Genomic DNA, 25,658 nt, shown 5'->3' with positions numbered 1-25,658 from the left:
GTCAGCTCGCGTACGTCCCGACGAGGCGCACGGCGCCGCCGTCGACGCCCTTGGCGCCCTGCTCGAAGCCGGCGAGGTCGCGGTCGCCCACGGTCACGGTGCCCACCTGCCAGGCGGGCAGCCCGAGCGCGGCGAGTTCGGCGATGACGGATGCCGCGGCATCCGGGGCCACGACCGCGAAGAACCCGATGCCCAGGTTCCAGGTGCCCTCGGTCGACTCGAGCGTCGTACCGGCGAGGTCGTTGAGCACGCGGAACACGGGCTGCGGCGACCACGTGGAGCGGTCGACCTCGACCCACGAGCCGCGCGGGAGCACGCGCGCGAGGTTCGCGGCGATGCCGCCGCCCGTCACGTGCGAGAGCGAGTGGATGGCGCCGCCGAGCGTGTCGTGCGCGAGGAGCTGCACGAGGGGGCCGGAGTAGAGGCGGGTGGGCTCGAGGAGCGCTTCGCCCCACGTGGTGCCGAGGTCGGCCGCGGCATCCGTGATCCGCAGGTTCGCGTTCGCGAGGATGTGCCGGACCAGCGAGTACCCGTTCGAGTGCAGGCCGCTCGACTCGATCGCGATGACGGCGTCGCCGTCGGCCACGCGCTCGGCGCCGAGCGCCCGGTCGGCCTCGACGACGCCGACCGCCGCACCCGCGACGTCGTAGTCGTCGACGCCCATGAGGCCGGGGTGCTCGGCGGTCTCGCCGCCGACGAGGGCCGTGCCGGTCTCGGCGCAGGCGCGCGCGATGCCCGTGACGATCGCCGCGATGCGCTGGGGCACGACCTTGCCGCACGCGATGTAGTCGGTCATGAAGAGCGGCGTGGCGCCGACCACGACGATGTCGTCGACGACCATGCCGACGAGGTCCTGCCCGATGGTGTCGTGCACGTCGAGCGCCTGCGCGATCGCGATCTTGGTGCCGACGCCGTCGGTCGAGGTCGCGAGCAGAGGGCGCCGGTAGTCCTTCGCGAAGGAGAGGTCGTACAGCCCGGCGAAGCCGCCGACGCCGCCGAGCACGTTCGGTCCGTGCGTCTTGGCGACCGACTCCTTCATGAGTTCGACGGCGAGGTCGCCGGCGGCGGTGTCGACTCCGGCCGCGGCGTAGGACGAGTTCGCGCTCACCCGTCAAGGGTACCCATCCGAGCGCGCGCCTCACGGCCCGGTGACGGTGGCCGGGGATACAATCCGGGCATGCACGCGGGGTCGACGCCGTCGTGGGTGATTCGCGAGAACGCGAGCACCGCGGTGCTGCTCGCCCTCTACCTCCGCGAGGTGCTCGGCATCGCCTCACCGGCCGAGCTGCCGCGCCTGCGCGACGTCGGCCGTATCGGGCCCGAGAGCCGACCCGACGTCGACGCGCACGATGCGCTCGAGAAGCAGTGGCGCGAGTGGTGGACCATGACGGTCGAGCCCGAGGAGCACCCGTCGTCCGTGCCGCTCGAACTCCTCGACGCGTACGGCACTGCCGTCGCCCTCCCGGTGTCCGGCGCCGAGGCGCTGGTCGGCGCCATCCGCCCCCATGCCGAGGCCGCGCTCGCGTGGGCCGACTGGGCGCACGAGCGGTACCGCACCGCGTCGGCGGCGCGTTCCGGCGACTCGTACCGGGCCTACGCCGGCAGCATCGCCGAGCACGAGCGCGAGGTGGGCCGGCGGGCGCACTCGTTCGAGTTGAACGTCGAGGTGCTTCCGCTCGCGACATCCGGCGTCTGGTGGATCGGCAGCAAGACCGTGGCGGTGACCGATTCGCTTCGAGCCGATGCCGCTGCCTTCGACGAGGCGATCCACCCGATCATCGCCGAGCTCGCCTGACCCGGTTCGGGCGCGCCGTCGACGCCCGGATGGGTCGACCCCGGTCGAGCACGACGGATGCCGCGAGCAGCAGCGTGCCGACCGCGGCGAGCGCGAGGTCGAGCGACCGGAGGATCACGCCGAGCAGCGGCGCGAGCGCGAGGACGGCGGCGACGCCGATCACCGTCGCCGACGGAGGCCGGTAGCCCGCCGGCGGGATGAGGGCGAACCGCTCGAACCGTGCGAGCGGGGCGGAGACGGCCCACACGACGACCAGCACGACGGCGAAGACGAGCGGGCGCCCGGCCCACCACAGCGCGTCGGGCGGGTGCGAGGCGGCGTCGGGCACGAGGAGCGAGAGTGCCGTGACGGCGACGATGACGGGCATGTGCCAGAGGTACAGGGTCAGCGCCCGAGCCGACACGACGGAGACCGCCGCCCGGACCGATCGGGATGCCATGAGCCGCGCGAGCGCCGGGTGGAACACCGTGAGCAGGCTCATCTGCGCGATGCCGAGCAGGATGAGCGACACCGTCGGCGGATCGAGGTTCGTCAGCATGTTCGCCGCGTGCCATCCCGAGGCCACGCCGACCCAGGCGAGGCCGTACGCCCCGACTGCGAGCGCGCAGAGCTGCAGTCGGGTTCGCCGGCCGAACCAGCCGTCGGCGTACCAGAACCCGAGCTGCTGCACGAACGCCCCGACGAACAGCACGTTGACGAGTCCGACCTCGCGGCTGCCCGTACGAGCATGGGCAACGTCGACGACGACGGCGGCGGCGGCCAGCACGGCGAGCGTGCGCCACGGCGCGCGTTCGTGCAGGGCGGCGAGCCAGGGCACGCAGCACTGCACGAGCAGGTAGGCAGCGAGGAACCACAGGGGCACGCCGATTCCGGCCACGATCGCATCGCGCAGCCCGGCGTCGACGCCGACGAGCGTCACGATCGACGCCGCGACCGCGACGAAGGCGAACAGCGGCAGTGCCGGCGCCGCGAGGCGCATCGTGCGCGACCGGACGAAGTCGGTGCCGGCCCCGCCCTCCGCACGCCGTCGACGCCACGACGTCACGGCGGTGAACCCGCCGAGTGCGAAGAACAGCGGCATGACCTGTCCGGCCCAGGTCACCGGGACGAACCACGGCTGCTCCTCGACCGGGCGCGACAGCAGGAGCCGCCCCGTCGAGTCGACCGTGACGCCGACCATGAGGAGATGGGCCAGCACGACGAGCAGGATGCAGGCGACCCTCGCGAGGTCCACGACCGGATCGCGGCGTATCGACGGCGCGACCGACGTCGCGTCCTGCAGCGCGCGAGTCTCCTCCCCGTCCCCCATGGGGACATCATGGCCGTTCGGAGGGCCGGAGCACAGCATCGACGCGTGGCAGACTCGACCGCATGAGCATCTGGTTCGGCGAGCCCTCGCTGGAGTGGGCGAACTCGCGCGGCGAGCACGCGTTGATCCGCGCCCTCGGCATCGAGATGACGGAGTTCACCGACGACTCGCTCAAGGGCCGGATGCCGGTGGACCACCGCACACGGCAGCCGGCCGGCGTGCTGCACGGCGGGGCGTCGGTCGCCCTCGCTGAGACGCTCGCGAGCTGGGGCGCCTCGTTCACGGTCGATCCCGAGCAGTCCTACTGCGTCGGGATGGAGATCAACGCGAACCACGTGCGCCCCGTCTCGGACGGCTGGGTCTACGGCGTGGCGCGTCCGATCACCCGCGGCCGCACGACCCAGGTGTGGGACATCCGCATCACCGACGAGCAGGGTCGCCTCGTGTGCATCTCGCGCTGCACCATGGCGGTGCTCGCGACGCCGTCGCAGTACTGACCGCGCTCGCTCAGGCCGGTGACGCCCATCCGGCCGGCACCACGAACCACGACAGGGCCATGATGTCGAACGCCGCGGCTCGCAGTCGTGACTGCTCGAACCGCGCGGGATCGACGAGGTCGACGACCATCACGCGATGCTCCGCGAGGTGCCCGTAGCGCCCCGGATCGATCGCGAACCGGGGCGCGCGCACCCCGAGCGCGGCGAAGGCCGCCTCGATCGCCGGGCGATGGTGTTCCAGCAGTTCCGCGGGTGAGAGCGCCGCTTCGACGCGCGGCGACATGCGTGCCGCCCCGATGCGCGTTCGCTCGACTCGCTCCGCCGGCGTGGAGTCCAGTCCACCTGCTGCGGCGCGCAGCTCGTGCTTCTCGCTCGCCACGGCGACGCGGTGCACCGTCTCGTCGAGCCCGTCGTCGAGCAGTCGCTCGCGCCACGAGGCGAAGGCCAGGACCGCATCCCGCACGACGTCCTTCCGACTCCGGCCCAGGAGGTGGGCGAGATCGCCGATGAGCCGGTGCGTCTCCCGGTCGACTTTGACGGTCGTCACCCGCTCATCCATCGCCGGCTCCCTCCCGATTCCAGCAACCCGCACTCATCCAGCCACGCGGACACCGCCACCGCGACACGGGCGGACCCGCTCGCGCGAGCCGGGCATGGTCTCCGTTCTGCAAACACGGTGGAAAGGTATCCGCCGGATACCTTTCCACCCGGTTCGCAAGGGGAACCATGTGTCTGGTCCTACGTGCGCCCCGCGGTGGAGGATGAGTCGGCCCCGTGCGAGATGACCGACGTGGCGCGACCCGCGCGAGCCTGCGGTGCGGGCGCGACCCGCTCGAGCCGGCGGCGCGAGCGGGCAAGCGGGCGGGCAAGCGGGCGGTCCCCGGCCAAGATGGCGGGCTGCGCGGCTCGCGACGGACGTTCGGCCCGCCGCGGCGGGCGGGCGGCGCCGTATCTTGGGCGCGTGAAGCCGTTCGTGCTGCTGGCCACGCGGGCCGAGGACGTCCCCGCGGACGAGGAGTACGCCCTCTTCCTCCGGGGGTCGGGGTTGGAGGAGCGCGAGCTCATCCGGGTGCGACTCGAGTCCGCACCGATGCCGCGGCTCGACCTCGACGGACTGTCGGGGATCTTCGTCGGCGGCGGGCCGTTCAACGCGGCCGATCCGGCGGAGCAGAAGTCGCCGGTACAGCACCGGGTCGAGGCGGAGTTCGCCGCGCTCCTCGACCAGGTGGTCGCCCGGGACTTCCCCTTCCTCGGCGCCTGTTACGGCGTCGGCACCCTCGGCGTGCACCAGGGGGCTGCGATCGACGCGACCTACGCCGAGCCGGTCAGCGTGGTGCCGGTCACCCTCACGGATGCCGGGGCATCCGACCCGCTCATGGCCGGGATGCCGCAGACCTTCACTGCCTTCGTCGGGCACAAGGAGGCGATCCGCGCCCTGCCCGACTCGGCGACCCTGCTCGGATCGTCGCCGACCTGCCCGGTTCAGGCGTTCCGCGTCGGTTCGAACGTCTACGCGACGCAGTTCCATCCGGAGCTCGACCTCGACGGAATCATCCTGCGCATCCACGCCTACGCGAACTACGGCTACTTCGCCGCCGACGAGGTCGACCTGACGATCGCCGCCGTGCGGCGCGCGGCGGTGTCGGAGCCGAGTCGCATGCTGCGGACCTTCGTCGAGCTGTATGCCCGGTAGGTCAAGCCGTGCGGGCTCGCAACAGGTGCACCGTTCCCGAGACGCCCTTGAGCTCGACGGGGCCGATGTCGTCGAATCCGATGCCGTCATCGCGTGAGGCGTCGACCACCTCACGGGTGACCAGCACCTCGCCCGGACGGGCGTAGTCCGCGATCCTCGCGCTGAGGTTCACGGTCCGGCCGAAGTAGTCGCCCTCCTGGTAGAGGATGGGTCCTGCGTGGAGGCCGACATGAGCTGGCGGCAAGCCGGCGTCGGCGAGCTCGTCCACCATGCCGAGCGCCGCGTGCACACCTCGCCCCGGGTCGCCGAAGTGCAGCATCACGCCGTCGCCCAGCCACTTGATCGGCTTGCCGCCGTGCTGCACGCTGTTGCGGCCGACCAGCAACGCGACCGTACCCGCGAGATCGGCCGCCGCATCGTCGCCGAGCTCCTCGGTCAGCCGGGTGAAGCCGACGAGGTCGAGGAAGCAGATCGCCGGGAGTCGCTCGAGTCGACTGTGGATGCCGGCGTTCGCCAGCATCGTCTCGAACGTGTCGATGATGTTGGCGGTCCAGGCGCGCGCCTGCTGAGCGTGGTACACGGCCATGAAGGCCCGGTCGGCAAGCGGTGCGATCTCGTCGGCGAGCTCGGTGCGGTCGGGGTTCTCGCCGGCGGCCAGGGCCGGAGCGATCACCTCGGAACGCCACCAGGCGGCCTCCTGTTCGGTGATCCGACGGACGCTGTCACCGTAGACGCGAACGAGACGCTCGATGGCAGTCGCCCGGAACCCGTGCGACAGCTGGAACTCGATGAACGGCACGACCTCCATCTCGTCATCGCGAAGCAGGTCGTCGGGCGACGGCTCCGCCATCCCGATGGCCTCGCGGATCACGGTCAGCAGCTCGAGCGGGACCCCGGTCCGATCGCTGACCTGGCGGAACGTCTCGGGCGCGAGCGCGGCGAATCGCTCGTAGGCGGCGGCGTCGAGGAAGTCGAGCGACACGGAACCGCGCTCGACCGCGGCCACGACGTCGTCGAGGGCGATGCCGGCGTCCTCGAGCGAACGTGCCGTCTGCACGCGCCGAACGTCGCCCGGCGAGAAGCGATCCGGCTGTTCGGGAGACAGCAGCCCGACCTCCACCAGGCGCGTGACGTACTCGGGCCCGACCCCGGCCCGTCGCGCCGCCTCCTCGCGGGTGCACCACGTCACGTCTGGAGCCTACCGGGGTGCGCACCTCCCGGCACCGGCACCGGCACGACGAAGCGCCCCGCACCGGTCCCTCGGTGCGGGGCGCTTCGGGTCAGCGCGTCAGGACGTGGCCGCGGTCGTGTACGTCGCCTGGGCGACCGAGCCGTAGTACGGCCCGAACATGACGTTGGGGATGTTGTTGTAGCCGAAGCTGTTCACCGAGTTCTGCGCACCCGATCCGAGGAACCAGGGGCCGCCCGACGAGCCGCCCGTCATGTCGCACGGGATGCCCTGCGACTGGGTCTGGCCGTACGGGTCGGGGCTCGCGGTGCCCGCGCACGACTGCAGCGTCTGGCCGGTGAACGGGGCCGCGGCCGGGTAGCCGAACGCCTCGTAGCCGAGCCCGCGCGCCTGGTTGAAGGCGATCGCGGTCCCGCCGACCGTCGCGGAGAGCGTGCGGCCGTTCAGCAGCCCGACCTTCGCGAACGCGGTGTCGTACGTGATGTCGCCGCCCTTGGTCCACTGCGTCGGCGCCGTGAGCTTCGTCGCGGTCCACTGCCCGTAGGGCGCGGCGCCGTTCTGGTACGCCGGCACGAACACCCAGTTCGTCGCGTACTTGCCCTTGCCCGAGTGCACGCAGTGCGCGGCCGTGGCGACGAGGCCGGCGTTCGACGCACTCACCGAGTTGCCCGAGCACACGTAGTTCCGGCCGTTGAGGGTGAAGAACACCTTGCCGATGTTCGGTACGGGGTTCTCAGCCGTCGCCATGGGCACGATGTCGCCGCTCGGGGCGGGCTTGCCGTACGTGACCGGCGCGCCGGCCGCGACCTCCGATGCCGGCGTCGACGCTGACTTGCCGGCGAGGAGCGTGTCGGCGGGGATCGCCGCGCGCATCCGCTCGGGCGTCCAGTAGCCGGCGGCGGCAGCCGCCTCTGCGGCCGGGACGGCCCGCTGGTCGATGCCCGGCGGGACCGAGGGCGGTGCGGCGTTCGCCGCCGCCGGTACGGCGAGCATGCCGCACGCGACGAGGGCCGCGCCGGTGAGGGCGGCGCGGAGCGAGGTGAACTTCATGGACGGTACGTCCTTTCTGGGCCGGCGGCCGGTCCCCCCAAAGTCGGTCCCTGCGCCGCGTCAACGGAATGCGGGAGAGCCTGACAGCTGACCCTCGTACGGGGGGAGTGGCTGGCACTCGATTCGTGGGAACCGACGAACATCCGCGCGGAATCGCAGACTTCCTCCCACCGCCCAGCCGCCCGGGTTAGGCTGCCGGGTTCCGACGACGCCGTCCGGGATGGTGAGGATGCCACCCGGGGTCGGGCCGCGCCTGCGCGATCGCAGCCGGTCGCGCTCGGGTGAGCAGCGACATCCGCCCAGCCGGCTCACACGCGCACCTATGGGATGATGGACCGTCCAGCTCGGACGCTTCCCCACCCCACGAGGAGCCATCGCTCGCATGTGCGGCATCGTCGGCATCGTCTCCACCGAGCCCGTCAACCAGCAGATCTACGACAGCCTGCTCCTCCTGCAGCACCGCGGCCAGGACTCGACCGGCATCGCGACCGCCGACGGGCCCGTCTTCCACATGACCAAGGCGCGCGGCCAGGTCCGCGAGGCCTTCCGCACCCGCGACATGCGCTCGCTGCTGGGCACCATGGGCCTCGGCCACGTGCGCTACACCACCAAGGGCGCGGCCGAGCGCGAGGAGGAGGCGCAGCCGTTCTACGTGAACGCGCCGTACGGCATCATCCTCGTCCACAACGGCAACCTCACGAACACGCGCGAGCTCTCGCAGGACCTGTTCCGCATCGACCGCCGCCACGTGAACTCCACGAGCGACACCGAGATGCTGCTGAACGTCCTTGCGACCGAGCTGCAGGGCCAGATCACCGGCCTCGACCTCGATCCCGACCAGGTATTCCAGGCCGTCTCGCACGTGCACGAGCGCGTCGAGGGCTCGTATGCCGTGATCGCCATGATCGCCGGCTACGGCCTGCTCGCGTTCCGCGACCCGTTCGGCATCCGCCCCCTCATCCTCGGCAAGCGCACGACGGATGGCGGCAAGCCCGAGTGGATCGTCGCCTCCGAGTCGCTCGTGCTCGAGAACGGCGATTACGAGGTCGTGCGCGACGTCGAGCCCGGCGAGGCCATCTTCATCACGCTCGACGGCGAGATGATCTCGCGCCAGTGCGCCACGAACCCCAGGCTGGTGCCGTGCTCGTTCGAGTACGTGTACCTTGCGCGACCAGACTCGGTCATGAACGGCATCTCGGTGTACGAGGCCCGGCTGCGCATGGGCGACCGGCTCGCGAGCACCATCACCACGCACATGGACAAGGGCGACATCGACGTCGTCATGCCGATCCCCGACTCGTCACGGCCGGCGGCCATGCAGGTCGCCCAGAAGCTCGGCATCGAGTACCGGGAGGGCTTCTACAAGAACCGCTACGTCGGCCGCACGTTCATCATGCCGGGCCAGGCACAACGCAAGCGCTCGGTGCGCCAGAAGCTCAACGCGATGGGCACCGAGTTCAAGGGCAAGAACATCCTCATCGTCGACGACTCCATCGTCCGGGGCACCACCTCGAAGGAGATCGTCGAAATGGCCCGCGCTGCCGGCGCCAACAAGGTCACGTTCACGTCCGCGGCGCCGCCGGTGCGCTACCCGCACGTCTACGGCATCAACATGCCGAGCCGCCGCGAGCTCGTCGCGCACGACAAGAAGATCCCCGAGATCGCCCGCGAGCTCGGAGCCGACCACATGATCTACCAGGAGGTCGCCGACCTCCAGGCCGCGATCACCGAGGGCACCGGCATCGGCGAGCTCGACCTGTCGTGCTTCACGGGCGAGTACGTCACCGGGACGGTCACGCCCGAGTACCTCGACTGGGTGGAGAAGACCCAGCTCAGCTGAGGTCAGCCCTGCTCGTCGTCGACGAAGTGGGTGGACTCGTGCTCGGCGACGGCCGAGCCGCGACGCCTGGCGAGACGGCGGTCGACGATGAGGGCGATGACGCCGCCGACCGCAGCGCCGAACGCGGCGCACCAGAGCACGATGAAGCCGAACACCTGCCCGCGGTCGAACTCGCCGTTCTCGGGATAGGCGAACGTCAGCACGAGGGCGAGGAGTGCGCCGAGCACGACGCCCGCGCCGATGAACGCCGGGTACCGCGGCGCGCGTCGGACCGACACCGGGTCGCTCGTGCGGTCGGTCTCGAGGTGCTCCCCGACGTCGGGCGCGTCGGGATCGACGTCCATGCGCGCGACCTTGGGGTGCGGCGCATCGGCATCCTCGTCGAGGCGGGCGACGGATGCGTCCGGCGCGGCCGGCGACGGCTCGCTCGGCTCCTGCTCGGGCTCGGTCGGCTCGGGGCTCTTCGGCGCATCGGTCACGCCCCCATTCTCCCCCAGCCCGCCGACCGCGCGCTGCGGCGGCGTCAGCGCACCCGCTCGGCGTCGATCACGGGAACGACGCCCTCCAGGTCGGCCCGCTGGCCCGAGGCGTGCACGCGACCGGCGGATCGCGCCTCGGACCATGCGAGCGACCCGGTCGCAAGCGCGAGCCAGGTCGCGGCATCCGTCTCGACGACGTTGGGCGGCGTGCCGCGCGTGTGCCGCGGCCCCTCGACGCACTGCACCGCGCCGAACGGCGGGACGCGTACCTCGACCGCTCCGCCCGGCGACTGCTCGGCGAGCAGTTGCAGCGTGTAGCGCACCGCGAGGGCGAGCGTCGCGCGGTCGACGGATGGCGCGGCCCCCGAGCCATCCGCCCCGCCGACGCTCACCACCACGCCGACGGCCGCGCGGCCCAGGTCGTCCGCGATGCGCGCTCGTGCCATGCCCTCCATCCTCCCCCACCGCGACCCCGTCACGGGCGGCGGTGCCCGATGCCGCTCGGGTACCCTGACGAGGTGAGAATCCTCGTCCTCGGTTCGGGCGCGCGCGAGCACGCCATCATCCTGGCCCTGCTCGACGAGGAGGCCGGCCACGAGATCATCGCCGCACCCGGCAACGCCGGCATCGCGGCATCCGCCACGTCGTCGACCCGTGGCAGCATCGAGACCATCGCACTCGACCCCACCGACCCGGTGGTGGTCGCCGACTACGCCTTCGACAACGACATCGAGCTGGTCGTGATCGGCCCCGAGGCGCCGCTCGTCGCCGGCGTCGCCGACGCGCTGCGCACTCGCGGCATCGCGACGTTCGGTCCCGGCAAGGCGGCCGCGCAGCTCGAGGGGTCCAAGACCTTCGCCAAGCGCGTGATGGAGGCCGCCGGCGTGCCCACCGGCCGCGCCACGCTGGCGGACTCGCTGCCGCAGGTCGTCGCGACGCTCGACGAGTTCGGGGATCCGTACGTCATCAAGGCCGACGGCCTCGCCGCCGGCAAGGGCGTGCTCGTCACCGACGACCGCGAGGCGGCGCTCTCGCACGCCGCCCACTACCTCCAGCAGGGCCCGGTGCTGGTCGAGGAGTTCCTCGACGGCCAGGAGGTCTCGCTGTTCCTCCTGTCCGACGGCTCGAACGTGCTGCCGCTGTCGCCCGCGCAGGACTACAAGCGCCTCCGCGACGGCGATGAGGGACCCAACACCGGCGGCATGGGCGCCTACTCGCCGCTGCCGTGGCTGGCCGAGCGGTTCGGCAGCGAGCAGGCGTTCGTCGACGAGGTCATCGAGACCATCGCGCTGCCCACCATCCGGCAGCTCGACGAGGAGCAGACGCCCTTCATCGGCCTGCTCTACGCCGGACTCATCCTGACCAGCCGCGGCATCCGCGTCATCGAGTTCAACGCGCGCTTCGGCGACCCCGAGACGCAGGTCGTGCTGCCGCGCCTCGCGAGCCCGCTGTCCGGGCTCCTCTACGCGGCCGCGACCGGCCGGCTGGCCGAGCACGCGCGGCCCGAGTTCCGGCCCGACGCCGCGGTCACCGTCGTGCTCGCGAGCGAGGGCTACCCCGATTCGCCCCTGACCGGGCGACGCATCGACGGGCTCGAGGCGGCGGAGTCCGTGCCGGGCGTGCACGTGGCGCACGCGGCGACCGCGGTCGGCTCGAGCGCCGACGACGCGGAGCCGCACCTCGTCGCGACCGGTGGACGCGTGCTCAACGTCGTCGCGCTGGGCGGCGACTTCGCCGAGGCGCGGCGACGAGCGTACGAGGCGGTCGGGCACCTGCGGCTCGACGGCGGCCAGTACCGCACCGACATCGCCGCGCGCGTCGCGGACTGAGCGCGAGTGAGAGGAGGGCGAGGATGACCGATCCGGGCGACCTCGACGGATGGACGCACGTGTACTCGGGCAAGGTGCGCGACCTGTACGTGCCCACCGACCTGATGACCGACGACGACACGTGGACCGGCGACCCCCTGAACACCTCCCCGGTGGTCCTGGTGGTGGCGAGCGACCGCGTGAGCGCGTTCGACCAGGTGCTCGAGCCCACGATCCCGGGCAAGGGCGCGCTGCTCACGGGGCTCACCCGCTGGTGGTTCGACCAGTTGCCGCAGGTGCCGAACCACCTCGCCTACGCCGAGGACGACCGGCACGACCTCCCGCCGATCCCGGCCGACCTGGCCGAGCGGGCGATGCTGTGCCGCTCGCTCGACATGTTCCCCGTCGAATGCGTCGTGCGGGGCTACCTCACCGGGAGCGGATACAAGGAGTATCGCGAGACCGGGGCGATCGGCGGCATCCCCCTGCCCGAGGGCCTGGCCGACGGCGACCGCCTGCCCGAGCCGATCTACACGCCCGCCTGGAAGGCGCCCATGGGCGAGCACGACGAGAACATCTCGTACGAGCGCACCGTCGAGCTCGTCGGCGAGACGGTCGCCGAGCAGCTGCGCGCGATCTCGCTCGACGTGTTCGAGCACGCGTCCACCGTCGCCGAGGAGCGTGGGCTGATCCTCGCCGACACGAAGTTCGAGTTCGGCGCCGATCGCGAGACCGGCATCGTCACGCTGGCCGATGAGGTGCTCACGAGCGACTCGAGCCGCTACTGGGACCTCGAGGCGTACCTCACGGGCGGAACTCCCGAGGTGCGCATGGCCAGCTTCGACAAGCAGATCGTGCGCGACTGGCTCGCCGCCAACTGGGACCAGGCCGAGTCGGAGCAGCCGCCCGCGCTTCCGGCCGAGATCGTCGATCAGACGGCGGAGCGGTACCGCGCGCTCGTGGAGCGGCTGACGCTCGGGCTGTAGCGATCGGACGCGCGGCTCAGTCGGCGGCGCGCTTCTGGTGCGACATGTCGTGGAACGCGTCGAACTCGAGCGCCGCGCCCGGGAGGGGAGTGAGATCGGGCCGCGCTCGCAGGCCGTCGAGCACGACCGTGAGCTGGCGGCGCCAGAACGGCAGGTAGGCACCGCCGTACTGGCCGAGCGAACCGAGCATGTCGACGAGCACACTGAGGTCGACGCCCGTGGCGTCGGGACGCAGGGTGCCCTCGGCGTGGGCGCGCTCGACGATCACGTCCATCGTCTCCTTGAACTCGGTACCCGGCCGGTGGTCGGGATCGAGTTCGGCAACCCGGCGCATGACGGCCGGCAGGTACGGCGATTCGGTGAGCCACTCGGAGACCTTCTCGAGCCAGAGCTCGATGGCGCCCCAGGCCGTCTCGGCGCCGAGGATCTCGGGCGCGAACCGGCGCAGGTCATCGACCGCGTCGTCGTAGAGCTCGCGGATCAGGGCGTCGCGAGTGGGGAAGTGGCGGTAGACGGTTCCGGCCCCGACACCGGCGCGGTTGGCGAGTTCGTCGAGCGGTGCCTCGATCCCGCGCTCGGCGAAGAGGCGCCTCGCCTCGACGAGGAGACGTTCGTGATTCCGTCGCGCATCGCGGCGCGGCGACGCGATCGAGCCCACACCACAAATCTACGCCCGGTCGGCGCGCGGTCGCATCGGCCCGGCCGCGCGTCGCGAGAGCCGAGGCGGCTGTGCGGACGGACGCGGATGCACTAGGATACGGAGTGCATCCTCCGCTTTCCGCGGGGGAGCCGGCCTCTCGGGGAGAGGGGGCGGTGCGGCGGGCGTCATCGCACAGGGGCGATGGGGGGCGTCCGCCGCGCCCCGGACCGTGTCCGGTCCGACCACGCTAGTCGAGCGTGCGGATCCGCACGTCGACCTCATCGTCGGGCTCGATGTCCTCGGCCGAGCGCACGGCCTTCTTGAGCGGCAGCGCGTACCGCTCCGCGCCCGGGAAGATCGAGGTGAGCCACGTCGTCCCGCCGATCGTCGCCTCGACCCGGACGGAGCCGAAGCCGCGCGGCATCCGCGGCCGATCGCGAATGTCGTCGGACTCGGCCTCGGGCACGTCGACGAAGTACCACGAGTCCGTCGCACGTTCGCTCCACCGGTACACCCGGCTGCGGAACCGATAGGTCTCGCCCATGCGGGCGAGCATAGGGGAACCGGCCGACACGACCCACCGTCGCGTTCCCCACGTCCGGCCGCCCGGACACGGTCCCGACGCATCGCCGAGGCGCAGCCACGAGCCGCTGACTAGGCTGGCGGGGTGGCATCGAACGAGGCGAGCAACGAGGCGAGCACCGGCGTCGAGGCGAACACGCGGCGCATCGAGGCATCCGTCGTCACCGACTTCAGCGACCGGATGAGCTACGGCGGCTACCTCGACCTCGACACCCTGCTCGCGGCGCAGCGCCCCATCTCGCGGCCCGAGCACCACGACGAGCTGCTGTTCATCATCCAGCACCAGACCACCGAGCTGTGGCTCAAGCTGGTGCTGCACGAGCTCGAGAGCGCGTGCGCGTTCATGCGCGCCGACGACCTCGCTCCGGCCCTGAAGTGCATCGCCCGCGTCAAGCACATCCAGAGGACGCTGACCGAGCAGTGGTCGGTGCTCGCGACGCTCACGCCCACCGAGTACGGCCAGTTCCGCGGCGTGCTCGGCAACGCGAGCGGGTTCCAGTCGTACCAGTACCGCGCGGTCGAGTTCGTGCTCGGCAACAAGAACGCGAAGATGATGCAGGTCTTCGCGTCCGACCCGGCGGCGTCGGCGATCGTGCAGCGCGCGCTCGAGGCGCCGAGCTTGTACGACGAGTTCCTGCGACTGCTCGCGCGGGCCGGCTACGACATCCCGGCCGACGTGCTCGAGCGCGACGTGACCCTGGCGTGGACCTACCGGCCCGAGCTCGTCGCCGTCTTCGCGGGCATCTACGCCGACCCCGATCACAACTGGGCCGCGTACGAGACGTGCGAGGAGCTCGTCGACCTCGAGGACAACTTCCAGCTCTGGCGCTTCCGCCACCTGAAGACCGTCGAGCGCATCATCGGCTCGAAGACCGGCACCGGCGGGTCGAGCGGCGCGCCGTTCCTCCGCCGTGCGCTCGAGCTGACGTTCTTCCCCGAGCTGTACGCCGTCCGAACCGAGATCCCGGGGTGACACGCGATGACGGATGACGCGACCCGCGTCCTCGGCCCGCTCGCCCGCCGCGTCCGCCGGTCCCTCAACGGCGATCACCCCGGCGAGACGGGCATCATGCTGCCCCCGCTCGTCGACCACCACGTGCACTTGCAGCTGGCGACGGCGGATGGCGCGGTGGCCGGCGGCATCGCGGCCGTCGTCGACCTCGGCGCCGATCCGGGCGCCATCGCGGGCATCGCGCGCACCGAGGGGCTGCCGCACGTCCGGTACGCGGGCGCGTTCCTGACGGCGATCGGCGGGTACCCGTCCGACCGGCCGTGGCGGCCCGAGGGGAGCGTCCGCGAACTGCCCTCGGTCGACGGCGACGCCGGCGCGGGCGCCGACGCCGAGCGTGCGCGGGAGCGCGAGCATCGAGCGCTCGCCGGCCCCGTCGAGGCCGCAGTCGAGGAGCAGCGGTCGTTCGGCGCATCCCTGATCAAGGTCGCGCTCAACTCGGTCGCGGGTCCCGTATTCGACCCGCCCACGCTCGACGCGATCGTCGCGGCGGCCCACGCGCACGGCCTGCCGGTCGCGGCGCATGCCGAGGGCGACGGGATGGCGCGCCTGGCGATCGACGCCGGTGTCGACGTGCTCGTCCACGCTCCCTTCACCGAGCGGCTCGACGATGCGCTCATCGGACGGGCTGCGGCGCGCGGCCAGGCGTGGATCTCCACGCTCGCGATCCACGTGCGCGACGACGACGCGGTCGCCGAGACCGCGATCGACAACCTCCGGCGCTTCCATGCGGCGGGAGGACGCGTGCTCTACGGCACCGACTTCGGCAACGGCGAGCTCGCGCCGGGCGTGAACCCCGTCGAGGTCGCCGCGCTCGTACGAGCTGGGCTCGCGGCATCCGACGTCATCGCGGCCCTCGCCGACCCGTGGCCCGATGCGACGCCGGCGTGGACCGACGCGGGCGTCGCGACGCTCGTACCGGGCCCACCACCCGACGACGACCGGCTCGCCGACCCCGACGCGGTCGCCGCCTGGCTCGCCACCGCCCGCATCCTGCCCGCCGAGGAACTGGAGCCCCGCTGACCATGGATCCCCTGCTCGCGTACGCCCGCCGGATGGACCGCGCCGACGGCCTCGCCCACTACCGCAAGCGCTTCATCGGCGCCGACTCCGAGCTCGTGTACTTCGACGGGAACTCCCTCGGCCGTCCGCCGGCCGCCGCGATCGAGCGCGTCGAGCGGTTCATGCGCGAGGAGTGGGGCGGGCGTCTCATCCGCGGCTGGGACGAGGCGTGGCTGCAGCTGCCGTACGAGATCGGCGACCAGATCGGGCGTGCCGTCATCGAGGCCAAGGCCGGGCAGACGGTCATCGGCGACTCGACCACCGTGCTGCTCTACAAGCTGGCGCGAGCCGCGGTCGACGCGCAGCTCGCGCGCGATCCGCAGCGGCGCGAGATCGTCGTCGATCGCGACAACTTCCCCACCGACCGGTACGTGCTCGAGGGCATCGCGCACGAGACCGGATGCCACCTCCGCTGGATCGACGTCGACCTGACGCGGGGCGTGAGCTCGGAGCAGCTCGCCGAGGCGGTCGGACCGCAGACGGCGCTGGTCGTGCTCAACCACGTCTCGTACCGCTCGGCGTTCATCGCCGACGCGCAGGAGCTGACCCGGATCGCACACGACGCCGGAGCGCTCGTGCTGTGGGACCTCTGCCACTCGGCCGGTTCGGTCCCGGTGCACGCCGATCGCTGGGAGTTCGACCTCGCCGTCGGCTGCACGTACAAGTACCTCAACGGCGGACCCGGCTCCCCCGCGTTCGCTTACGTGCGCGACGACCTGCACGCCGTGCTGCGCCAGCCGATCCAGGGATGGTTCGGCACCGCCGACCTGTTCGCCATGGGTCCCGAGTACGTGCCGGCCCGGAGCATCCGCCGGTTCGTCAGCGGCACGTCGCCGATCTCGGCGATGATCGCGATGCAGGACACGCTCGCGATGATCGAGGAGGCGGGCATGGCGGCGATCCGCGCCAAGTCGGTCGCCCTCACGTCGTACGCCATCGACCTCGCCGACACGTGGCTCGGCCCTCTCGGCGTGACGCTCGGCAGCCCGCGCGATCCCGAGGAGCGCGGCGGGCACGTGATCCTGCAGCACCCCGCCATGCGCGAGGTGACCGCGCGGCTCTGGCAGCGCGACGTGATCCCCGACTACCGCGATGTCGGCGGCCTGCGCCTCGGCCTCGCACCGCTCTCGACGAGTTTCGAGGAGGTGCACCGCGGCCTCGACGCCACGCGGATCGTGCTGCGCGAGGTGCTCGCCGAGCGCGCCGGGCTCGCCTGACGTCCTCCCGGCGGGGCTCTAGGCGCCCCTTCGCGGCGTGTCAACGCCCTCGACGCTCGCTCCGGCCCGGGTGAGACTGCCGGAGAGCATGACGCCCTCGACCTGCGAGGGCGCGCCGCGACCGAAGGAGCGACGAGCATGAGCGACGAGAACACGACACGCAACGACGCCGCCACGCCGATGGGCACCGCGAGCGGGGGCACGTCCGAGGAGTCGACCGAGATGCCGCCGACCCGCCCGATCGGCTCCGAGGCCGTCCAGGCGGATGCCTCCGGCTCGAGCACGACGTCCGGCCGCGCGTCGACCGCGTCGACCGCACCCACCACGTCGACCGCCGCGACCGCCGCACCCGCCGGGCCGGGCGAGGACGTGCACCCGGGCGACCGCGACGCCGTCGATTCGTTCGGCGCGACATCCGGCTCACCTGTGGGCAAGATCGCCGAAGCCGCCACGGACGCCGCCAAGCAGGCCGGTGCGAAGATCCGCGAGGCGGCGCAGAGCGCCGACCTCGACGAGTTCGCCGACCAGGCCAAGCGCGTCACGTCCGACTGGACCGAGCGCATCCGCGAGGAGTACCGGCGACGTCCGGGCGTCGTGATCGGCGCGGCCGTCGGCGCGGTGGTCCTTCTCGGCGCCATCGCGCGCGGAGTCGGGCGTCGCCGATGAGCGGCTCGTACGGCATCCCGGGCACGTCGCAGCCGGACCCGAAGCAGCCGGTCACGTCGATGGACACCGCGGCCGCCACGGCCGCCGAGCACGCCCACGGCGAGACCGCCGACGCGCGTAGCATGGCGGCATCACGCGTGCGCCGGAACGCCGACCGCGCGGTCGCTCCGAGTGAAGGGACGGGCTCATGACGGACGCGACGAACCAGCCGGGCCGCGCCGGCGACGACCTCGACGACCGCGTCGAGCAGGCGATCGGCGAGGCGAAGGCCGCCGCCGACCGCGCCTCCCGGGAGGCCGACGACACGCTCGACGCCATGAGGAGCGCGGCGGCGGACGCCGCCGACAAGGGCGCCGCGGCGGTCGCCGACGCGGCGAGCCAGGCGCGCGCCCTCGCCGAAGATGCGCTCGACGACGCCGAGGACCTCTTCGAGGACGCCGCGGAGTGGCTCGAGGAGAAGTACCGCGAGAACCCCGGGCTCGTCATCGCCCTCGCGGCCGGCACGGCGATCGTGCTCCTGGTCGGCGTCGGCGCGATCGTCCGGTCGGTCTTCCGGCGATAGTCTCCACTGCGTGACGGAGACGGCAACGCGATCCCCCGGCCTGCGCCCGTGGTCGATGGTCCTCGGGCTCGGATTCGTGAGCCTCTTCATCGACATGGTGTCCGACGGCGCGATCTCCGTCGGGGGCGCCCTGCTCGAGCAGCTCGGCGCGTCGGCCGCACTCGTCGGCATCGTCACGGGCGCGGCCACGGCGATCGCGCTGGTGCTGCGACTCGTGACCGGTCCGTGGGCCGACCGGACGGCCGGCTACTGGGGCTTCACGATCGTCGGGTACGCCATGAGCGCCGTGAGCGTGCCCCTGCTCGCATTCACGCCGGTGCTCGGCACCGCCTCGCTCGCCGCGGCGAGCACGTTGATCCTCGTCGAGCGCACGGGCAAGGCGGTCCGCGGTCCCGCGAAGACCGTGCTGCTGGCCGACGCGGCGGGCGTGGTCGGGCGCGGCAAGGGCTTCGGGGTCCACAAGCTGCTCGACCAGATCGGGGCGTTCGCCGGGCCGCTGCTCGTCGCGGGCATCGCGGCGATCACGGGCGAGCTGTGGCCCGCGTTCCTCGCGCTCGCGATCCCGGCCGTGATGGCGATGGTGCTGCTCCTGTGGCTGCGGGCGCGGGTGCCCGATACGAGCGTGTACCGGCCCGCCCCGCGTGCTCGAGCCGATCGGCCCGCTCCCGAGGCGACGTCGGGCGTCGCATCCGCCGGCGCAGCCCCACGCCGCCGCACTTCGGTGATCTCCCGTCTGGCGGGCCTCAGCGCCATCCCGTCGCACGTGCGCACCACGTTCCTGCTGTTCGCGACGTTCGCGGCGCTCACCACGTTCGGCCTGCTGAGCTTCGGGGTCATGTCGTTCCACCTCGTGGCCGCCGACCTCGTTCCCGTCGCCGGCGTGCCGCTCGTCTACGCCGCGGGCATGGCGGCCGCCGCCGTCGGCGCGCTCGCCACCGGGTGGGTGTACGACCGGGCGGGCTCCGCCGTCCTGTTCGCCGTGCCGGTGCTCACCGCCTTCGTGCCGGGGTTCACGCTCGCCGGCACGCTCGGGCTGGTCGTGCTCGGCGTCGTGATCTGGGGGCTCGCGACGGGCGTGCAGGACTCCACGGTCAAGGCGCTCGTCGCCGACCTCGTGCCGGCCGAGCAGCGTGGGTCGGCATACGGCTGGTTCGCGGTGTTCCAAGGCATCGGGGCACTGGCGGGCGCGTCGGTCGCCGGCGCGCTGTACGGCGACGTTCCTGTGCTCATCGCGATCGTGGTCGCGTTGCAGGTCGCCGCGGCGGTGCTGCTCGTCGCGGTCCTGCGCCGGCACCGGGGCGAGCGGATGGCGCAGCCGGCCTAGCGGCCTGCTCGATCCGGGATCCGCGATCACTGGTGTCCCGGGATCGCGGCGGGCGAACCTGACGGCATGGCGCCGCAGCGGCGCCCGACCGACAGGAGCCGACATGTCCACGTCATCCGCCTCCACGTCCGCATCGCGCTCCGGGGCCGAGCGGACCGATCGCGCAGCTCGCGCGACGTCCTCGCCGGAGCAGCGCCTGTACCGCACCGCCGGTCTCGGCGGTCTCATCGCCGTCGGGTCCTGGCTCGCTCAACCGGTCGTGATCGCCGTCCTCGCCTCGGCCGAGGGGAACGAGTTCGGCACCATGGCGCAGCTGCAGGATCGTCCGTACTCCGGGGCGATCGAGGCCGTGATCTTCCTCGGCATGGCCGTCGGCCTCTTCGCGTTCGTCGGGGCGTCGTCGCGGCTCGTCAGGCGAGGGAGGACCGGGGCCGACGAGCTCACCTGGGGGAGGGTCGGCGAGGCCTTCGGTCATGTGGGCGCCGCCGCCTGGATCGCGGTCGCGAGCGCGAGCTTCGTTCCATTCACGTCGGTCGGGCTCGGAATGGCGGAGACGTTGCCCGGCGCGACCGCGCAGATGGCGGTCCTCTATGCCAACGCCTTCCTCATCACCGCCTTCGGGCTGGCCGGCATGATCGGCCTCGGCGGTCATGCGATGTTCCTGGCGACGGCCGGGCGACGAGCAGGGGTCGTCGGCTGGCCGGTGGCACTGGTCGGCTTCGGGGCGATCGCCGCACTGGCGGTGCCGCTCATCGTTCCGTTCTCGGCGCCGTGGGGAGCCGTCGGGGTGCTGTTCTTCGTGCTCGTCGCCGGCGTCGCGTTCCTCCTCCGGAGCCGGCGCGCGGCGGTCGAGTGAGTCGAACGGCCGGTGCACCCACGCTCTGGCCGACTGAGCGCCGCGGTGGCAGGATCGGGTCATGACGGGCGGGCAGTCCGCGCTCCTCGCTTCACAGGTCGTCGTCGTGGCGGTCGGCCTGCTGGGTGCGACGCTCGTCATCGCGGCGGTCGCCTCGGAGCGAGGCGCGCCCCGCAACCGGCGCGCATGGCTGCCGGCGGTCGCCGTCGTGGCGATCCTGCTGGGTTCGTCCGTGGCCGCCGCGTTCCCCGCCGCGACGATCGCCTCGGCCGTCTGGTTCGGCGCCTTCCCGCTCCTCGCAGCGACCTATCCCGACGGGCGATTCGTCCCGCGGTGGTTCATCGCACCCGTCGTCGTGCTCATCGCGTGTATGGCCGCCGTGTTCGCGACCGGCGGCGCCATCAGGGACGAGCCGTGGTGGATCCTCGTCGGACCCTCCGGTCTCCTGTTCGTCCTCGGGCAGGTCTACCGCTACCGGTACCGGTCGGACACGCGACAGCGCGAGAGCGTCCGGTGGGCACTCCTCGGAATCCTCACGAGCGCCGAGCTCTTCGTCCTCGTCCTCATCCTCGAAGGCGGCACGATCGGCGTTCGCGGTCCGGGGTTCGAGGCGGCAGCGAACCTGGCCGTCGTGCCGGCGCTCCTCGGCTTCGTCATCGGCCTCGTGCGACCGAGGCTCTGGAACGTCGACCCGCCGCTGCAGGCCCTGCTCGCGTTCACGATGGCCACGCCGGTGCTCGCCGCCGCGTACTGGGCCGCCAGCTCGGTCGGCGCACCTGGGACCGCGGCGGCCGGATGGATCGGGGCTGCCGCGGTCGCCGTCCTCGCCGTGCCCGTGATCCGCGCGGCAACAGGGGTCGCCGCCCGCGTGGTCTACCGCGGCCGGGTGGATCCTGCCGCCGCGGTCGACGCCCTCGGACGGGCCGTCGCCGTCGAGCCCGACGCCGTTCGCGTGCCCGAGGCGATCCTGCGCAGTGTGGTCCACAGCCTGTTCCTCGACGGTGCGGCCCTTCGCGGAGCGGAGGTCAGTGCGCAGGTGGGCGTGATCGAGGGCCGGTTCGAGGAGTTCCCCGTGGTGCATCTCGGCGAGGTCCTCGCCCGCCTTCGGATCCCCCCGCGGCCGGGCGAGTCGGAGCTGACGGCACGCGACCGGATGGTCGCCGAGGCGCTGGCCCTCCACGCCGGACCCGCCCTGCACGGCGTGCGAGCACTCGCTCGGCTCACCGAGTCGCACGCGCTGCTCGTCGCAGCACGCGAGGAGGAGCGTCGCCGGCTGCGGCGGGACCTCCACGACGACCTGTCCCCGAGCCTGGCCGGGATCGCGCTGAGCGCCGCGGCCCTCGCCAGGCGCCTCGCGCGAACCGGGGGCGATCCGCAACTGGCGTCGATCGCCGATGAGCTCCACCGCGACATCCGCTCCGTGATCGCACGCGCCCGCGAGATCTCGCACGACCTTCGGCCTGCGGTGCTCGACGAGCAGGGCCTCGTCGCGGCGATCCGGTCGCGGGTGACGGCACCGCGGCCCGACGAGCTCGAGATCCGCATCGATGCCGACGACGAGCGGATGGCGCTGCCCGCCGCCGTCGATGTCGCGGCCCTGCGCATCGTGCAGGAGGCGGTCTCGAACGTCCGGCGACACGCTGCGGCGACGACCTGCACGGTCTCGCTCCAGCTCGACGCCGACCATCTCGACGTCACGGTGCACGACGACGGGATCGGGATACCCGAACTCGTGTCCGACGGGCTGGGCATCCCGTCGATCCGCGAACGCGCGCGCGAGCTCGGCGGCATCGCGGAGATCGGACGTGATCCCGCCGGCGGGAGCCGGGTGCACGTGCGACTTCCGCTCGAGTGGGGGGCGACGTGAGCAGCCTCGTGGTCGTGGACGACCATCCGCTGTTCCGCAAGGGACTCGTCGCCCTGCTCGAGGCGAGCGGGTTCGACGTGGTGGCCGAGGCCGCCAGTGCGGCCGAAGCGGTGGACGTCGTGATGTCCCGGCGTCCGGACGCGGTGCTCATCGACCTCGGCCTGCCCGATCGGAGCGGACTGGCGGTGACCGCGCAGCTGTCGGCCGCGCTGCCCGCGACCCGGTTCGTCGTGATCACGATGTACGACGACGCCGACACGGTCCGGCGTGCGCTCGACGCCGGGGCCACGGCCTACGTGACGAAGGACGCCTCGCCCGACCAGGTGGTGGCGGCCGTGCAGGCGGTGCTCATGGGAGCGCAGTGGCTCGGGAGCGGTGTGCCGCGCCCCCTGCTCGACGCTGCGACGCCGATGTCGGGCGCCCTCGACGACCTGCCGGGGCTGACGCCGCGGGAGCGCTCGATCGCCGAACTCATCGGCAAGGGGCTGCCGAACGAGGCCATCGCCGAACGGCTCGGCGTCTCCCGGAAGACGGTCGCGAACTACGTGTCGAACGTGCTGCTCAAGCTCGGCGCGGAGGATCGGCTGGACGCGGTGCGCATCGTCCGGAACGCGACGGGTGGGTGAGCCGCAGCGCCGCAGGCCGCAGGCCGCAGGCCGCAGGCCGCAGGCCGAGCGGATCCGCCCGTGGCTCACTCGAGCGCGGCGACACGTTCCAGCTCGCGTCGAAGGGCGTCGCCGAACACCTCCGCGGAGATCGCGTCGGCGTCGGTGTGCACGGCGCAGCGCAGCACCCCGTCGTACGACAGGGCCGCGACCCCGAGTCGCACGTTGCCCTGGATCCCCACGACCGGCCAGACGCGTTCGAGCGGGGCTCCGGCGAGCGCGAGCGGATGTCGCGGACCGGGCACGTTCGTCACGAACATGACGATCACGCGCTGGCGCCGCACGAAGCGGAAGAAGAGCCACGCGCCGAGCCGGGTCCGCGTGAGTTCGAACGTCCCGCGCGAGCGCGCGTCGGGCTTGCGGGCGCGCGTCGACTCCGCGATGCGGCGAAGTCGGGTCGCGACATCCGCGATGCCCGTGGGCAGCGGCACCAGCATCACGCCGATGGCGTTGCCCGATCGCCCGCGTTCGGCGAGCGCGACCGGCACGCTCGCGGGGAGGATCGACGGCACGGGCTCTCCCCGTGCTCGGAGCGCCGCCTCCGCGGCCGCGACCACCGCGGTGAGGAGCGCGTCGTTGACCGTCGCGCCCTCGGTTTCGGCGCCGGCGGCGAGTGCCGTGAGCGGCATCTCGATGAACGCGACGCCCCGCCGGGGGCCGATCGGGCCGAGCAGGATGGTGCGCGGCACCGATTGGCGGAAGACGACGGCGGTGCGCTCGACGCCCGACGTGAGCGTGCGCCATCGTGCGCGGAGGGTGCGGCGCGCGGGGGTCGCGATCCGGACCGGGGCGTCGGTCGACGAGGTCCCGGAGGCGACGGTCGAATCGGGCGCCACGCCGTCCGACCCGCTCGGGCCCGCCGCCGGACGGAGCAGGAGCTCGACGAGCCGGACCGCGGCGAGACCGTCGGCCATCGCGTGGTGGATGCGGAAGACGAGGCCGACGCGTCGCGGCGCGACGCCCGGGACGAGCAGGAGCTCCCAGAGCGGGCGGTCGAGCGGCAGCGGCGTGACCATGAGCCGGGCGCAGAGCGCTTCGAGCCCCGGGAGGCCGTCGACGGGCTCGACGAGCCGAACGTGCTGTGCAAGGTCGAGTGTGACCGGCTCCCACGCGAACCCCCGACCGTCGGGCACGACCCGTTGCGACAGGCGCGGCGCCGCCGGGACGGCCTCGGCGAACGCCGCGCGGAGCGCCGCGACATCCGGCACGCCGTCGGGGTCGAGCGGTCCGCCCGGTGCGAGCACGCCGGCCATCAGGAACGCGTTCACCTGGTCGGGCGCGTCCATCACGATGTTCGACGCGTCGGCGGCCGAGAGCCGCTCGCGCCCTGCCACCGGACCGGCCACGGCGGCAGTCTACGGTGCACGCCCCGCCCGGGCGGGGCGTCGCCGCGGCACCGGTAGAATCGAGGCATCCGCACCTCCCCCATCGAACGGAGCACCGCAGTGCCCACCATCGTCGTCGAAGTGATGCCCAAGGCCGAGCTGCTGGACCCCCAGGGGAAGGCGGTGGCGGGCGCGCTGGCCCGCACCGGGCACGGCTCGATCTCGGGCGTTCGCGTGGGCAAGCGGTTCGAACTCACGGTCGACGGCCCGATCGACGACGACGTCAAGGCCGAGGTCGCGGCGCTCGCCGAGAACGTGCTGTCGAACTCCGTGATCGAGGACGTCGTCGGGATCCACTACGAGCAGTCGAACGTCGAGCTCGCCGAGGAGGCGGTCGGCGCGGCATCCGCCCACCACGACGGGTACGACGCCCCCGCGGGCGAGACCCACTGACCGACTGACCGACCGACCCCACCGCCCCGGAGGCCTCCGCATGCGCATCGGCGTGATCACGTTCCCCGGCTCGCTCGACGACCGCGACGCGCAGCGCGCGGTTCGGCTCGCCGGCGGCGAGCCCGTCGCCCTGTGGCACGGCTCGCACGACCTCGACGGCGTCGATGCCCTGATCCTGCCCGGCGGCTTCAGCTACGGCGATTACCTGCGCTGCGGCGCCATCGCGTCTCTCAGCCCGATCATGACCGAGGTCGTCGACGCGGCGAACCAGGGGATGCCGGTGCTCGGCATCTGCAACGGCTTCCAGATGCTCACCGAGGCGCACCTGCTCGAGGGGGGGCTCATCCGCAACGACCACGGGTCGTTCATCTGCCGCGACCAGGTGCTGCGCGTCGAGAACACGTCGACCGACTGGACCCGCGAGTTCGAGGCCGGCCAAGAGATCACGATCCCGCTGAAGAACGGCGAGGGGGGCTTCATCGCCTCGGAGGAGACCCTCGACCGGCTCGAGGGCGAAGGCCGTGTGGTGTTCCGGTACGTCGACGTGAACCCCAACGGATCGCTGCGCGACATCGCGGGCATCTCGAACGAGCGCGGAAACGTCGTCGGCCTCATGCCGCATCCCGAGCACGCGGTCGAGCCGGGCTTCGGTCCCGACACGGCGGCCGCGATGCGCTCGGGCGTCGACGGGCTGGGCTTCTTCACGAGCGTCGTGCGCCGCACCCTCGTCGAGGCGTAGTCACGCGATCGCGCCCGGGTCGCGTCCGTCGGCGCGGTCGTCGCA

28 protein-coding genes are annotated in these 25,658 nt (G+C 72.5%); 18 read left to right on the top strand and 10 right to left on the bottom strand.

What is annotated here, in order from left to right; all coding sequences use genetic code 11:
- Position 1 precedes the first annotated feature (1 nt).
- Positions 2–1,108: a phosphoribosylformylglycinamidine cyclo-ligase gene (purM, locus tag ACFQ58_RS03980; protein ID WP_376949752.1), complete on the bottom strand. Its 1,107-nt coding sequence runs from the start codon at positions 1,106–1,108 to the stop codon at positions 2–4.
- A gap of 69 nt (positions 1,109–1,177) precedes the next feature.
- On the opposite strand from purM, the gene ACFQ58_RS03975 reads away from it, so the two are divergent.
- Positions 1,178–1,795, top strand: a complete 618-nt coding sequence (locus tag ACFQ58_RS03975) for a zinc-binding alcohol dehydrogenase (RefSeq protein ID WP_376949751.1) — start codon at positions 1,178–1,180, stop codon at positions 1,793–1,795.
- On the opposite strand, the gene ACFQ58_RS03970 is transcribed toward ACFQ58_RS03975, so the two are convergent.
- Positions 1,776–3,104 (bottom strand): acyltransferase, encoded by a 1,329-nt coding sequence (locus ACFQ58_RS03970; RefSeq protein ID WP_376949750.1) that lies wholly within the window; start codon positions 3,102–3,104, stop codon positions 1,776–1,778. The two genes, ACFQ58_RS03975 and ACFQ58_RS03970, sit on opposite strands and share 20 nt — an antisense overlap.
- Before the next feature lie 62 nt (positions 3,105–3,166).
- Here ACFQ58_RS03970 and ACFQ58_RS03965 point away from each other — a divergent pair, with 62 nt between their 5' ends.
- Positions 3,167–3,601 (top strand): hotdog fold thioesterase, encoded by a 435-nt coding sequence (locus ACFQ58_RS03965; protein ID WP_376949749.1) that lies wholly within the window; start codon positions 3,167–3,169, stop codon positions 3,599–3,601.
- A gap of 10 nt (positions 3,602–3,611) precedes the next feature.
- On the opposite strand, the gene ACFQ58_RS03960 is transcribed toward ACFQ58_RS03965, so the two are convergent.
- Positions 3,612–4,148, bottom strand: coding sequence for a hypothetical protein (locus ACFQ58_RS03960; RefSeq protein WP_376949748.1), 537 nt, complete (start codon positions 4,146–4,148; stop codon positions 3,612–3,614).
- A 414-nt stretch (positions 4,149–4,562) separates the two neighbouring features.
- Here ACFQ58_RS03960 and ACFQ58_RS03955 point away from each other — a divergent pair, with 414 nt between their 5' ends.
- The gene (locus ACFQ58_RS03955; RefSeq protein ID WP_376949747.1) at positions 4,563–5,294 is read left to right on the top strand and encodes a glutamine amidotransferase; all 732 of its coding nucleotides are present in this window, start codon (positions 4,563–4,565) and stop codon (positions 5,292–5,294) included.
- 1 nt (position 5,295) lies between these two features.
- Here ACFQ58_RS03955 and ACFQ58_RS03950 read toward each other — a convergent pair whose 3' ends face one another.
- Both ACFQ58_RS03950 and ACFQ58_RS03945 read right to left on the bottom strand, forming a co-directional pair.
- Entirely contained in the window at positions 5,296–6,483 is a 1,188-nt protein-coding gene (locus tag ACFQ58_RS03950) for an adenylate cyclase regulatory domain-containing protein (protein ID WP_376949746.1), read from the bottom strand.
- Positions 6,484–6,582: 99 nt separating this feature from the next.
- On the bottom strand, positions 6,583–7,533 hold the full coding sequence (locus tag ACFQ58_RS03945; protein ID WP_376949745.1) for a trypsin-like serine peptidase: 951 nt from the start codon (positions 7,531–7,533) through the stop codon (positions 6,583–6,585).
- Positions 7,534–7,915: 382 nt separating this feature from the next.
- Between ACFQ58_RS03945 and purF the strand changes: the two genes are divergently transcribed.
- On the top strand, positions 7,916–9,373 hold the full coding sequence (gene purF / locus ACFQ58_RS03940) for an amidophosphoribosyltransferase (protein WP_376949744.1): 1,458 nt from the start codon (positions 7,916–7,918) through the stop codon (positions 9,371–9,373).
- Positions 9,374–9,375: 2 nt separating this feature from the next.
- Here the strand turns inward: purF and ACFQ58_RS03935 are convergent, their stop codons facing one another.
- Positions 9,376–9,852, bottom strand: coding sequence for a hypothetical protein (locus ACFQ58_RS03935; RefSeq protein ID WP_376949743.1), 477 nt, complete (start codon positions 9,850–9,852; stop codon positions 9,376–9,378).
- Positions 9,853–9,896: 44 nt separating this feature from the next.
- Complete coding sequence (locus ACFQ58_RS03930) at positions 9,897–10,298, bottom strand: sterol carrier family protein (protein ID WP_376949742.1); 402 nt, start codon at positions 10,296–10,298, stop codon at positions 9,897–9,899.
- A gap of 72 nt (positions 10,299–10,370) precedes the next feature.
- Here ACFQ58_RS03930 and purD point away from each other — a divergent pair, with 72 nt between their 5' ends.
- Entirely contained in the window at positions 10,371–11,681 is a 1,311-nt protein-coding gene (gene purD, locus ACFQ58_RS03925) for a phosphoribosylamine--glycine ligase (RefSeq protein WP_376949741.1), read from the top strand.
- Between the two features lie 23 nt (positions 11,682–11,704).
- Entirely contained in the window at positions 11,705–12,646 is a 942-nt protein-coding gene (locus ACFQ58_RS03920; protein ID WP_376949740.1) for a phosphoribosylaminoimidazolesuccinocarboxamide synthase, read from the top strand.
- Positions 12,647–12,662: 16 nt separating this feature from the next.
- Here ACFQ58_RS03920 and ACFQ58_RS03915 read toward each other — a convergent pair whose 3' ends face one another.
- Positions 12,663–13,304, bottom strand: a complete 642-nt coding sequence (locus ACFQ58_RS03915) for a TetR/AcrR family transcriptional regulator (protein WP_376949739.1) — start codon at positions 13,302–13,304, stop codon at positions 12,663–12,665.
- A 229-nt stretch (positions 13,305–13,533) separates the two neighbouring features.
- The gene (locus tag ACFQ58_RS03910) at positions 13,534–13,830 is read right to left on the bottom strand and encodes a DUF1905 domain-containing protein (protein ID WP_376949738.1); all 297 of its coding nucleotides are present in this window, start codon (positions 13,828–13,830) and stop codon (positions 13,534–13,536) included.
- A gap of 123 nt (positions 13,831–13,953) precedes the next feature.
- On the opposite strand from ACFQ58_RS03910, the gene kynA reads away from it, so the two are divergent.
- From kynA to ACFQ58_RS03860, 10 genes are all read left to right on the top strand, one after another.
- Positions 13,954–14,841, top strand: a complete 888-nt coding sequence (kynA, locus tag ACFQ58_RS03905) for a tryptophan 2,3-dioxygenase (protein ID WP_376949737.1) — start codon at positions 13,954–13,956, stop codon at positions 14,839–14,841.
- A 6-nt stretch (positions 14,842–14,847) separates the two neighbouring features.
- On the top strand, positions 14,848–15,900 hold the full coding sequence (locus tag ACFQ58_RS03900) for an amidohydrolase family protein (RefSeq protein WP_376949736.1): 1,053 nt from the start codon (positions 14,848–14,850) through the stop codon (positions 15,898–15,900).
- A gap of 2 nt (positions 15,901–15,902) precedes the next feature.
- Positions 15,903–17,156 carry a kynureninase gene (locus ACFQ58_RS03895; protein ID WP_376949735.1) on the top strand — a complete coding sequence of 418 codons (1,254 nt, stop codon included), beginning with the start codon at positions 15,903–15,905 and terminating at the stop codon, positions 17,154–17,156.
- A 138-nt stretch (positions 17,157–17,294) separates the two neighbouring features.
- Positions 17,295–17,822 (top strand): hypothetical protein, encoded by a 528-nt coding sequence (locus ACFQ58_RS03890; RefSeq protein ID WP_376949734.1) that lies wholly within the window; start codon positions 17,295–17,297, stop codon positions 17,820–17,822.
- Complete coding sequence (locus ACFQ58_RS03885; RefSeq protein WP_376949733.1) at positions 17,819–18,013, top strand: hypothetical protein; 195 nt, start codon at positions 17,819–17,821, stop codon at positions 18,011–18,013. Before ACFQ58_RS03890 ends, ACFQ58_RS03885 begins: the two co-directional genes overlap by 4 nt.
- Positions 18,010–18,384, top strand: coding sequence for a hypothetical protein (locus ACFQ58_RS03880; RefSeq protein ID WP_376949732.1), 375 nt, complete (start codon positions 18,010–18,012; stop codon positions 18,382–18,384). The genes ACFQ58_RS03885 and ACFQ58_RS03880 overlap by 4 nt, the downstream gene beginning before the upstream one ends.
- A 10-nt stretch (positions 18,385–18,394) precedes the next feature.
- Positions 18,395–19,708, top strand: a complete 1,314-nt coding sequence (locus tag ACFQ58_RS03875) for an MFS transporter (RefSeq protein ID WP_376949730.1) — start codon at positions 18,395–18,397, stop codon at positions 19,706–19,708.
- A 103-nt stretch (positions 19,709–19,811) separates the two neighbouring features.
- Complete coding sequence (locus ACFQ58_RS03870; RefSeq protein WP_376949728.1) at positions 19,812–20,564, top strand: hypothetical protein; 753 nt, start codon at positions 19,812–19,814, stop codon at positions 20,562–20,564.
- 61 nt (positions 20,565–20,625) lie between these two features.
- A complete protein-coding gene (locus ACFQ58_RS03865) occupies positions 20,626–22,431 on the top strand; it encodes a sensor histidine kinase (RefSeq protein ID WP_376949726.1) in 1,806 nt (601 codons plus the stop codon).
- Positions 22,428–23,057, top strand: coding sequence for a response regulator (locus tag ACFQ58_RS03860; protein WP_376949724.1), 630 nt, complete (start codon positions 22,428–22,430; stop codon positions 23,055–23,057). The genes ACFQ58_RS03865 and ACFQ58_RS03860 overlap by 4 nt, the downstream gene beginning before the upstream one ends.
- 65 nt (positions 23,058–23,122) lie before the next feature.
- Here ACFQ58_RS03860 and ACFQ58_RS03855 read toward each other — a convergent pair whose 3' ends face one another.
- On the bottom strand, positions 23,123–24,442 hold the full coding sequence (locus tag ACFQ58_RS03855; RefSeq protein WP_376949722.1) for a wax ester/triacylglycerol synthase domain-containing protein: 1,320 nt from the start codon (positions 24,440–24,442) through the stop codon (positions 23,123–23,125).
- A gap of 99 nt (positions 24,443–24,541) precedes the next feature.
- On the opposite strand from ACFQ58_RS03855, the gene purS reads away from it, so the two are divergent.
- Positions 24,542–24,874 carry a phosphoribosylformylglycinamidine synthase subunit PurS gene (purS, locus tag ACFQ58_RS03850; RefSeq protein ID WP_376949720.1) on the top strand — a complete coding sequence of 111 codons (333 nt, stop codon included), beginning with the start codon at positions 24,542–24,544 and terminating at the stop codon, positions 24,872–24,874.
- 40 nt (positions 24,875–24,914) lie between these two features.
- The gene (gene purQ / locus ACFQ58_RS03845; protein ID WP_376949718.1) at positions 24,915–25,613 is read left to right on the top strand and encodes a phosphoribosylformylglycinamidine synthase subunit PurQ; all 699 of its coding nucleotides are present in this window, start codon (positions 24,915–24,917) and stop codon (positions 25,611–25,613) included.
- Positions 25,614–25,658: the final 45 nt, after the last annotated feature.

This window comes from Agromyces sp. NPDC056523, assembly GCF_042794545.1.
Classification (GTDB): Bacteria; Actinomycetota; Actinomycetes; order Actinomycetales; family Microbacteriaceae; genus Agromyces.
Note: the sequence above shows the minus strand (reverse complement) of the source record. Positions and strands in the feature narration are given on the sequence as shown.

Bases quoted from the DNA above. Each gene is read 5' to 3' on its own strand.
- ACFQ58_RS03975 (WP_376949751.1), top strand. From the start codon at position 1,178: ATGCACGCGGGGTCGACGCCGTCGTGGGTGATTCGCGAGAACGCGAGC.
- ACFQ58_RS03970 (WP_376949750.1), bottom strand. From the start codon at position 3,104: ATGGGGGACGGGGAGGAGACTCGCGCGCTGCAGGACGCGACGTCGGTC.
- ACFQ58_RS03965 (WP_376949749.1), top strand. From the start codon at position 3,167: ATGAGCATCTGGTTCGGCGAGCCCTCGCTGGAGTGGGCGAACTCGCGC.
- ACFQ58_RS03945 (WP_376949745.1), bottom strand. From the start codon at position 7,533: ATGAAGTTCACCTCGCTCCGCGCCGCCCTCACCGGCGCGGCCCTCGTC.
- purF (WP_376949744.1), top strand. From the start codon at position 7,916: ATGTGCGGCATCGTCGGCATCGTCTCCACCGAGCCCGTCAACCAGCAG.
- ACFQ58_RS03930 (WP_376949742.1), bottom strand. From the start codon at position 10,298: ATGGCACGAGCGCGCATCGCGGACGACCTGGGCCGCGCGGCCGTCGGC.
- ACFQ58_RS03920 (WP_376949740.1), top strand. From the start codon at position 11,705: ATGACCGATCCGGGCGACCTCGACGGATGGACGCACGTGTACTCGGGC.
- ACFQ58_RS03910 (WP_376949738.1), bottom strand. From the start codon at position 13,830: ATGGGCGAGACCTATCGGTTCCGCAGCCGGGTGTACCGGTGGAGCGAA.
- ACFQ58_RS03900 (WP_376949736.1), top strand. From the start codon at position 14,848: ATGACGGATGACGCGACCCGCGTCCTCGGCCCGCTCGCCCGCCGCGTC.
- ACFQ58_RS03895 (WP_376949735.1), top strand. From the start codon at position 15,903: ATGGATCCCCTGCTCGCGTACGCCCGCCGGATGGACCGCGCCGACGGC.
- ACFQ58_RS03890 (WP_376949734.1), top strand. From the start codon at position 17,295: ATGAGCGACGAGAACACGACACGCAACGACGCCGCCACGCCGATGGGC.
- ACFQ58_RS03885 (WP_376949733.1), top strand. From the start codon at position 17,819: ATGAGCGGCTCGTACGGCATCCCGGGCACGTCGCAGCCGGACCCGAAG.
- ACFQ58_RS03880 (WP_376949732.1), top strand. From the start codon at position 18,010: ATGACGGACGCGACGAACCAGCCGGGCCGCGCCGGCGACGACCTCGAC.
- ACFQ58_RS03870 (WP_376949728.1), top strand. From the start codon at position 19,812: ATGTCCACGTCATCCGCCTCCACGTCCGCATCGCGCTCCGGGGCCGAG.
- ACFQ58_RS03865 (WP_376949726.1), top strand. From the start codon at position 20,626: ATGACGGGCGGGCAGTCCGCGCTCCTCGCTTCACAGGTCGTCGTCGTG.
- purQ (WP_376949718.1), top strand. From the start codon at position 24,915: ATGCGCATCGGCGTGATCACGTTCCCCGGCTCGCTCGACGACCGCGAC.